The organism is Lentzea kentuckyensis, assembly GCF_002150765.1.
Taxonomy (GTDB): Bacteria; Actinomycetota; Actinomycetes; order Mycobacteriales; family Pseudonocardiaceae; genus Lentzea; species Lentzea kentuckyensis.
On sequence record NZ_MUYM01000017.1, the window covers coordinates 102,237 to 115,290 of the forward strand.

A 13,054-nucleotide genomic window follows, 5' to 3' on the forward strand; every position below is an offset into this window, starting at 1 on the left:
CAAAAATGACGCCCCCAGACGCAGAACAAAAACGAGGTCAGCCCTCGTCGACGATGCCGCCGGCGGCGCAGGTCTCGGTGATCGACGGCGAGTTGATCGGAACCGCGCCACCCAGCACACCGACGTTGTTGCCGCAGGCACCGATCGTGCCGTTGAGGTTGTTGCCGTTCAGGGCAACCAGCAGCGGGCCGTTCTTCCAGTGGTGTCCGCCGTGGCCGTGGTGGCCTTCGCCCGCCATGGCGGCCGGGGCGAACGCGAGGGACAGCGCAGCTGCGGCGACAACCGCGGCACAAGCCTTCTTCACGTCATTCTCCTTCATGTCGGGTCATCCCCGTCATTTCCGGAGTCTTCGGGGATCTCCGGAGGGTGGGGTCTCCGGGCGGAGACGCTAGCGGTGAAGATCTCGATTGGAGGCCCGTATGACCCCATTGTGTGACGCCAAGATCAACAACATTCCCCGATCAGGTGGTCGTCGTTTCACGATTCGGTCGCGAGTAAGACGCTGTGGTAGACGCTCTACGCTCTCCAACTCATGGACGCCAATGAACTGGTGCGCGGATATCTGGTGCTGGGGCTGCGGCTCGGGCGCCTGGTGTCCGGGTTCGTCGACTCGTTCACCGGCGACCCGGCGCTGAGCCGCTCCGTCGACAACGAGCCGCGCCTCGCCCCCAAGGCACTGGCGGAGCACGCGCGGCAGCTCATGCGGGAACTTCCCGGCACCGACCTCGCCGACCAGCGCAAACAGTTCCTCCAGGCGCATCTCACGGCGCTGGAGTGCACCGCACGCAAGCTCGCCGGTGAGCGCATCTCGTTCGTCGACGAGGTCGAGCAGTACTTCCAGGTCCGCATCCGCCCCGGCGAGGAGGACGCGTACGCCCTGGCCCACCGCAAGCTCGACACGATCCTCGAAGGCCCCGGTTCGCTCTCCGAACGCCTCCACGCCTTCCGCACGGCCGACGAGGTGCCCGTGCGCCGGCTCCAGGGCGCCGTACAGGCCCTTTCCAGTGCCCTGAGGGACCGCGTGCGGCACAAGTACGCGCTGCCCGAGCAGGAGATCGTCGAGTACCAGGTCGTCACGAACAAGCCGTGGAGCGGCTTCAACTACTACCTCGGCGGCTACCGCAGCAGGGTCGCGATCAACGCAGACCTGGGCCACCGCATGTCGAACCTGCCGCACCTGGTGGCGCACGAGTCGTATCCGGGCCATCACACCGAGCACTGCCGCAAGGAGGCGGGCCTGGTCGCCAGGCGCGGCCACGCCGAGCAGTCGATCTTCCTGATCAACACGCCGCAGTGCCTGATGGCCGAGGGCATGGCGGACCTGGGCCTGCACGCCGCGGTCGGGCCGGGCTGGGGCGGCTGGACCGAACAGATCTTCCACGACCTCGGGTTGCGAATGGACGGCGAACTGTCCGAAAAGGTGGAATCGGCGACATCCGGCCTGCTCACGGTGCGGCAGGACGCCGCGCTGCTGCTACACGATCGTGGTGCGGATCAGGATGACGTGGTTGCGTATCTGCGCAGGTGGCTGCTAGTGCCCGACCGTCGCGCACGGCAGATGGTTCGATTTCTGGCCGACCCGCTGTGGCGCGCGTACACCACGACCTACGTCGAGGGAGTGCGTCTCGTGAGGGCCTGGCTGGACGTCCGCGCGGCCGGCGAGTCGCTCGATTCGCGGTATCTGAGGCTGCTGGACGAGCCTCTGGTGCCGAAATCACTCGAATCCCAGGTGAGGGACGGCGTGTCATGGCTGGCCCGCAACACCCAGGAGAACACCATCTGACCAGCTGGAACACGGCTGCGGTCACGTTTCGGTGAGCTTTCCGGCAGATGACAAGTTCGGATTCACCTGTGTGGCTTCATGCATACGGGGCACTCCCGCAGGTAACTTCGAAAGTGGCGGGACGCGACCACTGCGGACCGCGCAGGGAGGTCCTGATCGTGGCTGACAACGTCGCGAGGGGGCCGGCACCCGGCCCTCGTGGTCGACCTGCCTGACGCCGCACCGGCGGAAGGCAAGACGATCAATCAGGGTTGTGCCTGGCCCAGCGAGGAGCGGACGCGGGTGCCGCGTTCGTGAGGGAGTTGCCGTGAACGCACGACGTCCCGCGAGCCGTTCCTCAGGCTCAACGCGCAGTTCCTCCCCCAGGCGCAAGTCCGCCGCCCCAGCCCTCACCACATATGTGCTGGACACGTCGGTACTGCTGTCCGATCCACTCGCCCCCACCCGGTTCGCGGAGCACGAGGTCGTGCTCCCGCTCGTGGTGATCAGCGAGCTGGAGGGCAAGCGCCACCACCCCGAACTGGGCTGGTTCGCGAGGGAAGCCCTGCGACTGCTCGACGACCTGCGCTTGCGGCATGGTCGCCTCGATTCGCCGATCCCCATCGGGGATCTGGGAGGCACCTTGCACGTAGAGCTCAACCACTCCGACCCGGAGGTGTTGCCATCAGGTTTCCGAACGGACTCCAACGACGCCCGAATCCTCGCCTGCTCCCTCAACCTCGCTGCTGAGGGGCGCAACGTCACCCTGGTGACGAAGGACATGCCGCTGCGGGTCAAGGCCGGATCGGTCGGCCTGCAGGCGGAGGAGTACCGGGCGCACGACGTCACCCTGTCAGGCTGGACGGGAATGTCCGATCTGGACGTTCCACAGTCCCTGGTGGACAGCCTGTTCAAGGAGAACGTCGTCGACCCGACCCAGTACGAGGACCTGGAGCACATCGCGGAACTGCCGTGCCACACCGGAATCCGGTTGCTGGCGGGCACCTCGAGTGCACTGGGCCGGGTGACCGCGGACAAGCAGATCAGGCTGGTGCGCGGAGATCGGGAGGCGTTCGGACTGCACGGAAGGTCCGCTGAGCAGCGGATAGCACTGGATCTGCTGCTCGACTCGGAGGTCGGCATCGTCTCGCTGGGCGGACGTGCCGGCACCGGAAAATCGGCACTGGCGCTGTGCGCCGGTCTCGAAGCGGTGATGGAACGCAGGCAGCACCGCAAGGTCGTGGTGTTCCGGCCGTTGTACGCGGTCGGTGGCCAGGAGCTCGGCTACCTCCCGGGTAGCGAGAACGAGAAGATGGGGCCGTGGGCGCAGGCGGTGTTCGACACGCTCGGCGCGCTGGTGAGCCAGGCGGTGGTGGAAGAGGTGATGGACCGCGGCATGCTCGAGGTCCTGCCGCTCACCCACATCCGCGGCCGCTCGCTGCACGACTCCTTCGTGATCGTGGACGAGGCGCAGTCGTTGGAGCGCAACGTGTTGCTGACCGTGCTGTCGCGTCTGGGCAGCAACTCGCGGGTGGTGCTGACGCACGACGTGGCGCAGCGCGACAACCTGCGGGTGGGCCGGCATGACGGCGTGGCCGCGGTGATCGAGAAGCTGAAGGGCCACCCGCTCTTCGCGCACGTCACCCTGACCCGCTCGGAGCGTTCGCCGATCGCGGCTCTCGTCACCGAGATGCTGGAGGACTACGCCTCGTAGGTGAGCCATGAACGGCGCTTTTGTGGACTTCAGGTCCACAAAAGCGCCGTTCATGGTTTCTAGTCGAGTGCGCGTTTCATGAAGCCGCGCAGCCCGACGCTGCCGAAGCCCGCGATCGCGACCACGAGCGCCAGCAACACGATCGGCAACGGGATGTGCGGCACGTTCGGCACCAGCTCCGCGCGCATGCCCTCACTCACGTACGTCAGCGGGTTGAGCGCGCAGACCACCTTGAACCACAGCAGATCATCGCTCAACGACCGCCACGGGAACTGCGCGGAGCCCGTGAAGAGCAACGGGGTCAAGATGACCGCGAACATGATGTTGACGCGCCGCGCGGGGACCGACGTGCCGATGACCATGCCGACCGAGCCGCCGGCGAGGCAGCCGAGGACGATCACCAGCAGCGCGCCGGGAATGCCCTCCCACGGCCACGAGACGTCGAGCATGACGAACCCGATCGGCACCATCAGCACCGCCGCGAAGAACCCGCGGACCGCGCCGAACACGATCTTCTCCACCGCGACGAGCGGGATGGAGATCGGCGCGAGCAGCCGGTCCTCGATCTCGCGCGTCCAGGAGAAGTCGAGCACCAACGGCAGTGTGGTGTTCTGCAGGGCGCCCAGGAACCCGTTCATCGCGATGATGCCGGGTAACAGCACCTGCGCGAAGTCGTTCTGGACGTACCCGATGTCCCCCAGCACCTTCGCGAAGATGAAGAGGATGAAGAACGGCTGGATGATCACCTGCGCGAGGAAGCTCGGCAGCTCGCGGCCCGTGACGAAGACGTCGCGCCACAGGATCGCCTGGAACGTCCTGAGTTGGCTCACCGAAGCTCCCTGCCGGTCAGGTGGATGAAGACGTCCTCGAGGCTGGGCTTGCCGATCGCGACGTCGCTGACGACGACGTCGAGGTCCCGCATCACGTTCAGCACGGCGGGCAGCGTGATCGCGGTGTCGCTGTCGGTGTAGACGCGGAACATGCCGCTCACTTCCTCGACCCGCTGCACGCCGTCCAGTTCGGACAGTTCCTGGCTGATCTTCCCGATCTCGTGGCCGTTCAGACCGACCGTGACGCTGACCGTGTTGCTGCCGGGCAGGCTCTTCGTCAGCTCGGCCGGAGTGTCCAGCGTGAGCAGCTTGCCGTGGTCGACGATGCCGACGCGGTCGCACAGCTTGGTGGCCTCGTCCATGTCGTGCGTGGTGAGCACGACCGTGACGCCTTCCGCGTGCAGTGCGGCGACGCGTTCGTGGACGAAGAGCCTCGCCTGCGGGTCGAGCCCGGTGCTCGGTTCGTCCAGGAACAGCACCTTCGGGCGGTGCATCAGCGCGCGGGCGATCATCAGCCGTTGCGCCTGACCGCCGGACAACGTGTCGACGAGCGCGTTCTGGTGGTCCTTGAGACCCATCCGCTCGAGGATGTCGTCGGCGAGCTTCTTGCGTTCCACCGGCCCGATGCCGTGATAGGCCGCGTGGAACAGCAGGTTCTGCCGCGCGTTGAGCGAGCGGTCGAGGTTGTTGCGCTGCGGCACGACGGCGAGCAGCTGCCGTGCGCGCTTGGAGTCCGCGACCACGTCGACGCCCTCCACGAACGCCTGCCCCGAGGTGGGGCGGACGCGCGTGGTCAGGACGCCGACGGTGGTCGTCTTGCCCGCGCCGTTCGGCCCGAGCAATCCGAAGACCTCACCGCGGCGGACGGTGAAGCCCAATCCGTCCACCGCCGGTTTTTGTCCGATTTTATAGACTTTGCGGAGTTCTCTTACTTCTACCGCTTCGTCCATTTGTCACCATCCCCCTGGCAACGGCCTGCCTTCCGCGAACCCAGCCGCCGACTGGATGCCGAGAACAGCCCTGGAGTGGAATTCCTCGAGCGAGGTCGCTCCGGCGTACGTGCAGGCCGAGCGAACGCCGGAGGTTATCGCGTCGAGCAGATCCTCCACGCTCGGGCGCACCGGGTCCAAGCGCATTTTCGACGTGGAGATGCCTTCTTCGAACAGCCCCTTCTTGGCCCGGTCGAAGGCGTTGTCACTACGCGTTCGTGCGGTCACAGCGCGCTTCGACGCCATTCCGAACGATTCTTTGTAGAGGTTTCCCCGCTCGTCGCGCTGCAGGTCGCCCGGCGACTCGTAGGTGCCGGCGAACCAGCTGCCGACCATCACGCTGCTGGCCCCAGCCGCGAGCGCCAACGCCACGTCCCGCGGGTGCCGCACACCGCCGTCGGCCCACACGTGCTTGCCGAGCTTGCGCGCCTCGGCCGCGCACTCCGCCACCGCGCTGAACTGCGGCCTGCCGACGCCCGTCATCATCCGGGTGGTGCACATGGCACCCGGCCCGACACCGACCTTGATGATGTCCGCGCCGGCCGCGACCAGGTCCCGCACACCCTCCGCGGTGACGACGTTGCCCGCCGCGATCGGCACGCCGGGGTTGGCTTCCTTCACGGCCTTGAGCGCGGTGAGCATCTTCTCCTGGTGACCGTGCGCGGTGTCCACGACGAGAACGTCCACACCGGCCTTGACCAGTGCTTCCGCCTTGGCCCGCACATCGCCGTTGACCCCGACCGCGGCCGCGACCCGCAACTTGCCGTCGTCGTCGGTGGCAGGCCGGTAGACCTCCGCCCGCAACGCCGTCAGCTCGGTCAGCACGCCGCTGAGCCGCTGCTCGTCGTCGATGCCGAGCGCGATCTTGTGCGCGCTGTGGTGCAACTGGTCGAAGACGTCCTGCGGCTTCGTCGTGAGCGGCAACTTCAGCACGTCGGTGTTCATGACGTCGCCGAGGCGCGCGAACCGGTCGACGCCCGTGAGCGCCGCCTCGTCGACGACCCCGATGGGCCTGTTGCCGTCATCCACGACGATCACCGCGCCGTGCGCCCGCTTGTGCAGCAGGTTCCACGCGTCCGCGACCGCGTCACCCGTGGTGAGGGTGAGCGGGGTGTCCCAGATCGGATGCCGCTCCTTGACCCACGCGATGATCTCCGCGACCGCCTCGGTGGGCACGTCCTGCGGGATGACGACGAGCCCGCCGCGCCGCGCGATGGTCTCCGCCATCCGCCGCCCGGCCACGGCCGTCATGTTCGCGACGACGATCGGGATGGTGGCCCCGGTACCGTCCGAGGTGGAGAGATCAACGCCGAACCGCGACTCCACGGCACTGCGGCCGGGAACGAGGAAGACGTCGTCGTAGGTCAGGTCGTAAGAGGGTCGATGCCCTTCGATGAACCGCACGTGCTTCCACGATACCCGCAGTGTCTTATTTGGGCTGCCAGACGTAACCCGTGGTCGTGGTGATCTTGACGAACCCGAGCCGCTCCAGGATCGGCCTGCTGTCCTCGGAGGCATCGACCTGCAGGTACTTCAGGCCGCGCTGCAACGCCACCTGGGCCCGGTACGCGATGAGGGCCCGGTAGATGCCCCGCCCACGCCACGGCGCGAGGGTGCTGCCGCCCCAGAGCCCGCCGAACTCCGTCCCCGGCACGATCTCCAGCCGCGCGGACGACACGATCCGCCCCTCCGCCTCGGCCACGACGATGACCATGTTCGGGTCGTTCTTCTTGTCGATCAGGTAGGGGATGAGGAAATCGACTTCCTTGCCGAACGCCTCGCTCGACGCGGCGACGAGCCGGCGGAAGTCGGCCTCCTCGCGCGTCTCCCGCAGGACGATCCCGTCGAGTTCGACCGGCGTGGCCATCTCCTCGGCGAGCCCGACGACCACCGTCTCGCGCCCCTCGGAGACGAACCCGGCCGCGAGAAGCCGCTCCGGCAGCTCGGCGGGCAGGTCGTGGCCCCACGTCTTCCACTCGACCGACTGCTTGCGCGCGGTGAAGAAGTCGCGCTGCCGGGCGATGAGCTCGTCCAACTCGGCGCCGGCGACACCGAGGTCGGGCGGGCCCGCGACGAAACCACGCCGGTGCGGCCAGCAGATCCGGTGCAGGGGACCGTCCCGGTCGACGGTGGCCTCGGGTTCGGGAAACGACCACTCCTCGGCACGGGCTTGGTCGTCGAAGGTGCGGAGCAGCGCGGCAGCATCAGTCACAGGCCCGACGCTATTGCGAGGCGTTGGGCGGCCGCACCCGATTTTCGCCGCTGAGCACGCGCTGGAGCAGCTCGTGTTCGGTCCTGATCACCCGCGCCAGCTCTGGCCCGCTGGTCGCTTCGAGGATGACCGGCGATCCGGATACGTCCAGGTGAGGTCCCCCATGCCACCACGGGTAGCGATGTCAGGCCTCGGGATTCGGTTGTGCGGCAGGCAGAAGCGCCCTCACCTCCTCGATCGTCGTCGCCTCCGACGGGTCCTTGTCCGGGCGGTAGCGGACGACGCGGGCGAACCGCAGCGCGACGCCACCGGGGTAGCGCGGCGAGACCTGCACGCCGTCCAGTTCGATCTCGATCACCAGTTCCGGGCGGACCATCACCACCCAGTCGGTCTGCTCGGTCGCGATCTCCCGCAGGGCCTTGGTCTGCCAGGTGAGCAGCTCGTCGGTGAGGCCCTTGAAGGTCTTGCCGACCATCACCGGCGGGCCGCCGTCCGGGTCGCGGGCGCCGAGGTGCAGGTTCGACAGCCAGCCGCGGCGGCGGCCGCTGCCCCACTCGACGCCGAGGACGACCAGGTCGAGCGTGTGCACCGGCTTCACCTTCTGCCAGGCGCGGCCTCGTCGGCCGGCCGCGTAGGGCGAGGCCAGCGACTTCACCATCACGCCCTCGTGGCCCGCGGACATGGCCGCCGCGACCACCGACTCGGCCTCCTCGGGTGACGCGTCCAGCACGCCGGGGATGACGTGCTCGCCCGCCACCTGCCGCAGTGCGGCCAGGCGGTCGCGCAGCGGTTCGTCGAGCAGGTCCTTGCCGTCGAGGTGCAGGCAGTCGAAGAAGTACGGGTGCAGCAGCAGCTCGCGCTCGTCCTGCGCGCCGAAGCGGCTCATCGTCTCCTGGAACGGCCGGGGCCTCCCCTCGTCGGTGAGCGCCAGGGTCTCGCCGTCGAGCACCACCGACGTGCACGGCAGGGCCCGCACGAGCTCGACCAGCTCGGGCACGGTCTTGGTGATCTCGCGCAACGTGCGGGTGTAGATGTGGACGTCGTCGCCCGAGCGGTGCACCTGGATGCGCGCGCCGTCGAGTTTGTGCTCCACCACGCAGCTGCCGAGCTCGGACAGCGCCTCGTCCAGCGACTCCGCCGGCGACGCCAGCATGGGCCGCAGCGGTCGTCCGACCTCCAGCCGGAACGCCTCCAGCGCCGCCGCGCCGCCCTCCAGCGCGGCCACGGCGGTCTCGGGTAAGCGGCCGGACAGCATGAACGCGCGCCGCACCGTCTCGCCCGGCACGTCCGCCGCCGAGGCGATCGCGTCGAGCATGACGCCCTCCAGCGCGCCCTGACGCAGCTCGCCGGTGAGCAACCGGCGTAAGAAGTCCTGCTCCGCCGCAGTCGCACGCCCGAACAGCGCCGTCAGCAGGTCGATCCGGCGCTGCGCCGAGCCCTTGCCGGACGTCGCGGCCACCTCGGCGAGCGCGGCGTCGACCTCGGCGATCGTCAGCTCGGCCCGCGCGACCGGCGGGACGGACAGGTCGACGACCGTGCGCCAACCGGCCCCGATGCGACCCTGCCGCGGCGTGCCTATGAGAAACGACACCACCGCGACCACGACGTCGGCCGTCGCCGCGCGCAGCAACGCGGACAACGCCTTGACCTTGGCAAGGCGCGACCGGGTCGCCGCCACGGCGGCCGACGTGTCGACTGCTTCGGAAAGGAGCACGGACTCATGGTGCACCCGAGCACTGACATTTTCTGGAGGCTCGGGCTAGGCTGGCCAGGACAACCGTTCTACCTGGGGGTTTATCACGCCATGAGGGCTTTCAAGATCGTCGCTGCCGCTGCTCTGCTGGTCGCCGCCGTCGCGGCGCTCACCGGACCCGGCACCGGCGACCGCGAACACATCATGGGTGCCGAGGGCGACGCCAGCGTCCTGCGCGAGCACATCCTCTAGGCGACAGCGACGTTCGCGATCTCCCTGACCGCCTCCCGCAGCCGGTCAGGGGTGAGCGACGCGTAGCCCAGCACCAAGCCGGGCCACATCGGCGTGCGCGTGTACTGCGCCAACGCCCACACGTGCACGCCACGCTCCGCGAGCCTGCTCTTCAGCGCGAGATCGTCCGTTCCGTCCGGCATGCGCAACACCACGTGCAATCCGGCCGCAACACCGATCGGCTGCCACGCCGGCAGATGCTCCGCAACGGCCTCCAACAGCGCGTCACGCCTCTTCCGGTAGAGCGCGCGCGTCCGGCGCAGATGACGGTCATAACCACCCGTACGCAACATGTGCGCGAACGCGGCCTGCGGGATCGTTGCAGTCCCCATGTCGTTGTACTGCTTGCGTTTCACGATGCCCTCACGCAACCGTTCCGGCACCACTAGCCACCCGAGACGCAGCGCGGGCGCCAGCACCTTGCTCGTCGTCCCCTGGTACACCACGTGGTCCGGTGCGAGCGCCTGCAACGCTCCCAGCGCCGGCCGGTCGTACCGGTGCTCCGCGTCGTAGTCGTCCTCGATGATCAACGCGTCCCGCTCGCGCGCCCAGTCCACGAGCGCCCGCCGCCGTTCCGGGTGCAGGACCACGCCCAGCGGGAACTGGTGCGCGGCCGTGACGAGCACCGCCCTGCAGTCCGTTTTGGACAGCAGGTCGACCCGGATCCCCTTGTCGTCCACCGGAATCGCCACGGTGTTGAGGCCGTGCGAGCGCAACAGGTCCTCGCCGCCGAAGTGGCTGGGCTCCTCGATCGCGATGCTGCCGTTCACCATCCTGGCGGTGAGCTGCAACCCGTCCGCGGCGCCGTTGGTGATCACGGCATCTCGCGCGACCACCGCCCGCACCCTCGCGAGGTAGTCGACGATCTCCCTGCGCAGCGCCAGCAGTCCGGCCGGATCCGGGTAGGCGAGGTCGTCGTCCGGCAGGTCCGCGAGCGCCGCCCGGTGCGCCGCAACCCATTCAGCGCGCGGAAAAGCGCCCAGTGCGGGCAGTCCGGGCCGCAGGTTGAACCGCCACCGCTGCGGCGGCTCCGGCACACCGCACGCACCGGCCGGCCCGAGGCTCGCGACCGTCGTCCCCGACCCGCGGCGACTGGTGAGATACCCCTCCGCCACGAGCTGCGTGTACGCCGACGTCACCGTCCCGCGCGCCACCCCGAGCTGCGCCGCCAGGTCGCGACTCGACGGCAGCCGCGTCCCCGGCACGAGCCGCCCGTCCCGGATGGCCCTGCGCAGTTCGACCTCCACCCCGCGCCGCCGCTGATGCCCCGGCAACAGCAGCTCGCGAAAAGTGGACCAGTTCGCAGTCATCGAAGTGGAGCTTAAACCTGGACCAGTTCGGCGCAAGGCTCTGAGCCATGAAACTTGGGGTGGCCGCGGGAGCGACAGCGGCAACGATCGTCGGTGCGTCGGTTCCGGTCACGGGCATGCTCGAGGGCTACCCGGTGCTGACCGGCCAGGCCATGCGCTACCTGCTGGCCGCCGCCGTGCTGCTGCTGGTGGCCCGCCGCCTCCCGATGCCCTCGTGGCGCGACATCCCACCGCTGCTGGGCGTGGTCGTCACGGGCATGCTCGGCTTCAACGCCCTGCTCATCGCCGCCCAGCAGTACGCAGAACCGGGCTTCGTGGCCGCGGTCATGGGCGCTTCCCCCATCGCCCTGGCCCTGCTGGCCCGCAACCGCTCCCTCGCCGCCGTGGTCGGCGCAGTGGTGGTGGCCGCGGGCGTGGTGGTGTTGTCCGGCGGCGGCGCGTGGCACGGCCCAGGCCTCGTGCTGGCGTTGCTCACGATGGTCGGCGAGGTGTGCTTCACGCTCTTCGCGGTCGGCGTGGTCCGCCGCCTCGGCGTGCTCGGCGTCGCCACCTGGACGTGCCTGCTGGCCGCGGCGATCGGCGGTGTGGTCGGCACGTTCGTCGGCGGCTGGCGGATGCCGGACGCGCGCCAGACGTTCGCGCTGGTGACGCTGGCCCTGCTGGTCACCGCGCTGGCCTTCGGCCTCTGGTACTTCGCCGTGAACCGCCTGGGCTCCGGCCGCGCGGGCGTGCTCATCGGCCTCATGCCGGTGTCGGGCCTCGCAACATCCGTGCTTTTGGGCGTACAGGAACTAACGCTCGTGTCCGTCGTTGGCGTCACGACGGTCGCACTCGGGTGTGGCATCGCCCTCTGGAGGGGGACGCACCACACACACGACTCGGCCGGGGTTCCCCCAAAATCAACTATAGCGAGCGGGTCTGACACACCTGAGCCATCTGCCGCACCACCGTCATCGAGTTCCCCCGGTCAGCGTGCACCTGGTCGAACATCTCCTGTTGCGCCGCTGTGAACCGCCCACGCTCCAACAACGCCGCAGCGAGGCAGTGCACGTCCACGTCGTCGGCGACACCCTGCGAGTACCAGACCCATACGGCGTGAAGGGCGGCCTCGCGCGGTGCGCCGTACCAGTGCGACGGCCGGTGAGGGTTGGGCGCCAACGGATGCGGTACGCGGTAGCCGAGTTGCTTGGCGCGTCGGCGGAGCACTCCGTAGGCACGGACTTCGGCCTGCCACGCCGAGTAGCTCGCGGTCAGCAGCTCCAGAGCGCGCGGCAATGCGCCCAGGTCGCGGGAGAAGTTGCCCGCCACGAACGACAAGAAGCTGAACGACGCCTCGAAACCGATCGGGTGATAGTGCGAGAGGCAGCGGCGAAGAGCGCTGACGCTGCGGTTCAGTGGCAGCGAGGCGTCGAGGACTTTCCTCGCGTCAACGGCAAAACTCATGGACCGACCTTCGCGAGCCACGACGCAGCCTCGTCGGACGGCAGCACCCGCGTGACGTCGACCATCGGCGTCATCAGCGGGTAGATCCGGCCGGCGTTCCACGACCGCAGGTAGGACGGCTCGCCCAGCACGACCACCCGACGACCCTCGAAAACCGGGATGTCGCAAGGACGGCCCTCGTTCCAGATCGTCTCGCCGAACGCGTCGGACAGCTCGAACTGGCCGCGAATCGTCTCCGCGGGTTCGAGCTCCGGACCGACCGACGCCGCCTCCACCCACGACTGCAGCGGCGGCTCGCCGGGGATCAGCGACGGCACCAGGCGATAGGCGAGCAACGTGTGGAGCTGGAAGTTGTCGCCGAGCCCACCGATCGTCACCTCGAAGCCCGCGCCGCTCGTGGGATGCAGCACCAGCAACGTCTCCAGGTCCACGACGGCCAGCAACCCGTACAGCCAGGTGTCGTCGGGAACCGCGACGAGCAGGCGGTCGCGGTGCGGCAGGTGAGCACGGACGTCCTCGTGCTGCATGGGAAGCAGCAGGGCCTGCTCCCACTCCGAAACGGAAGGATCCTTGCGCTCAAAGGCTTCCGCGACGCGCAGCGCCAGCGGTTCCAGCGCGGGCAGAGACCCTGTGAGGTACAGAACGTTGCCCAGCAACTGGTTCACCTGGACGTCCGGTGAACTGGAAAGGACCAGGGCCGCCGCCGACATTTCGTCGTACGAACGGTCCTGGGCCTCATCAACGAACGTTTCGAACGCACCGGGCTCGCCGCACACCACGGCTGCCGCGTAGTCAGTCAGCTCCACCGCG

General features: G+C 68.6%; 13 protein-coding genes. 4 read left to right on the plus strand and 9 right to left on the minus strand.

Annotated features, from left to right (window positions below; all coding sequences use genetic code 11):
• Window positions 1-37: 37 nt before the first annotated feature.
• Window positions 38-319, minus strand: a complete 282-nt coding sequence (locus B0F77_RS11470) for a hypothetical protein (RefSeq protein ID WP_086662821.1) — start codon at window positions 317-319, stop codon at window positions 38-40.
• 213 nt (window positions 320-532) lie between these two features.
• Between B0F77_RS11470 and B0F77_RS11475 the strand changes: the two genes are divergently transcribed.
• Window positions 533-1,783 (plus strand): DUF885 domain-containing protein, encoded by a 1,251-nt coding sequence (locus tag B0F77_RS11475; RefSeq protein WP_086662822.1) that lies wholly within the window; start codon window positions 533-535, stop codon window positions 1,781-1,783.
• A gap of 400 nt (window positions 1,784-2,183) precedes the next feature.
• Window positions 2,184-3,476 carry an RNA 5'-3' helicase PhoH2 gene (gene phoH2, locus B0F77_RS11480; protein WP_342746791.1) on the plus strand — a complete coding sequence of 431 codons (1,293 nt, stop codon included), beginning with the start codon at window positions 2,184-2,186 and terminating at the stop codon, window positions 3,474-3,476.
• A gap of 59 nt (window positions 3,477-3,535) precedes the next feature.
• On the opposite strand, the gene B0F77_RS11485 is transcribed toward phoH2, so the two are convergent.
• From B0F77_RS11485 to B0F77_RS11505, 5 genes are all read right to left on the minus strand, one after another.
• Window positions 3,536-4,306, minus strand: coding sequence for an ABC transporter permease (locus B0F77_RS11485; RefSeq protein WP_086662824.1), 771 nt, complete (start codon window positions 4,304-4,306; stop codon window positions 3,536-3,538).
• Window positions 4,303-5,256, minus strand: a complete 954-nt coding sequence (locus B0F77_RS11490) for an ABC transporter ATP-binding protein (protein ID WP_086662825.1) — start codon at window positions 5,254-5,256, stop codon at window positions 4,303-4,305. The genes B0F77_RS11485 and B0F77_RS11490 overlap by 4 nt, the downstream gene beginning before the upstream one ends.
• Window positions 5,257-5,259: 3 nt before the next feature.
• Window positions 5,260-6,699 (minus strand): GuaB1 family IMP dehydrogenase-related protein, encoded by a 1,440-nt coding sequence (locus B0F77_RS11495; protein ID WP_086662826.1) that lies wholly within the window; start codon window positions 6,697-6,699, stop codon window positions 5,260-5,262.
• A 25-nt stretch (window positions 6,700-6,724) separates the two neighbouring features.
• Window positions 6,725-7,507: a GNAT family N-acetyltransferase gene (locus tag B0F77_RS11500; protein ID WP_086662827.1), complete on the minus strand. Its 783-nt coding sequence runs from the start codon at window positions 7,505-7,507 to the stop codon at window positions 6,725-6,727.
• 184 nt (window positions 7,508-7,691) lie between these two features.
• On the minus strand, window positions 7,692-9,221 hold the full coding sequence (locus B0F77_RS11505) for an ATP-dependent DNA ligase (protein WP_086662828.1): 1,530 nt from the start codon (window positions 9,219-9,221) through the stop codon (window positions 7,692-7,694).
• A 90-nt stretch (window positions 9,222-9,311) separates the two neighbouring features.
• On the opposite strand from B0F77_RS11505, the gene B0F77_RS47810 reads away from it, so the two are divergent.
• Window positions 9,312-9,452 carry a hypothetical protein gene (locus tag B0F77_RS47810; RefSeq protein ID WP_158102667.1) on the plus strand — a complete coding sequence of 47 codons (141 nt, stop codon included), beginning with the start codon at window positions 9,312-9,314 and terminating at the stop codon, window positions 9,450-9,452.
• Here B0F77_RS47810 and pdxR read toward each other — a convergent pair.
• Window positions 9,449-10,801, minus strand: coding sequence for a MocR-like pyridoxine biosynthesis transcription factor PdxR (gene pdxR, locus B0F77_RS11510; RefSeq protein WP_086662829.1), 1,353 nt, complete (start codon window positions 10,799-10,801; stop codon window positions 9,449-9,451). The genes B0F77_RS47810 and pdxR overlap by 4 nt on opposite strands.
• Window positions 10,802-10,848: 47 nt before the next feature.
• Here pdxR and B0F77_RS11515 point away from each other — a divergent pair, with 47 nt between their 5' ends.
• Window positions 10,849-11,811 carry a DMT family transporter gene (locus B0F77_RS11515; RefSeq protein ID WP_086662830.1) on the plus strand — a complete coding sequence of 321 codons (963 nt, stop codon included), beginning with the start codon at window positions 10,849-10,851 and terminating at the stop codon, window positions 11,809-11,811.
• Here the strand turns inward: B0F77_RS11515 and B0F77_RS47040 are convergent.
• On the minus strand, window positions 11,705-12,244 hold the full coding sequence (locus B0F77_RS47040; protein ID WP_143466678.1) for a hypothetical protein: 540 nt from the start codon (window positions 12,242-12,244) through the stop codon (window positions 11,705-11,707). The genes B0F77_RS11515 and B0F77_RS47040 overlap by 107 nt on opposite strands.
• The gene (locus B0F77_RS11520; RefSeq protein ID WP_086662831.1) at window positions 12,241-13,050 is read right to left on the minus strand and encodes a hypothetical protein; all 810 of its coding nucleotides are present in this window, start codon (window positions 13,048-13,050) and stop codon (window positions 12,241-12,243) included. The genes B0F77_RS47040 and B0F77_RS11520 overlap by 4 nt, the downstream gene beginning before the upstream one ends.
• Between the last annotated feature and the right edge of the window lie 4 nt (window positions 13,051-13,054).

What these genes read in the sequence shown, in the direction of transcription:
- B0F77_RS47040 (WP_143466678.1), bottom strand. Translation starts at nt 12,244, where the DNA reads ATGAGTTTTGCCGTTGACGCGAGGAAAGTCCTCGACGCCTCGCTGCCA.
- B0F77_RS47810 (WP_158102667.1), top strand. Translation starts at nt 9,312, where the DNA reads ATGAGGGCTTTCAAGATCGTCGCTGCCGCTGCTCTGCTGGTCGCCGCC.
- B0F77_RS11475 (WP_086662822.1), top strand. Translation starts at nt 533, where the DNA reads ATGGACGCCAATGAACTGGTGCGCGGATATCTGGTGCTGGGGCTGCGG.
- B0F77_RS11515 (WP_086662830.1), top strand. Translation starts at nt 10,849, where the DNA reads ATGAAACTTGGGGTGGCCGCGGGAGCGACAGCGGCAACGATCGTCGGT.
- pdxR (WP_086662829.1), bottom strand. Translation starts at nt 10,801, where the DNA reads ATGACTGCGAACTGGTCCACTTTTCGCGAGCTGCTGTTGCCGGGGCAT.
- B0F77_RS11470 (WP_086662821.1), bottom strand. Translation starts at nt 319, where the DNA reads ATGAAGGAGAATGACGTGAAGAAGGCTTGTGCCGCGGTTGTCGCCGCA.
- B0F77_RS11490 (WP_086662825.1), bottom strand. Translation starts at nt 5,256, where the DNA reads ATGGACGAAGCGGTAGAAGTAAGAGAACTCCGCAAAGTCTATAAAATC.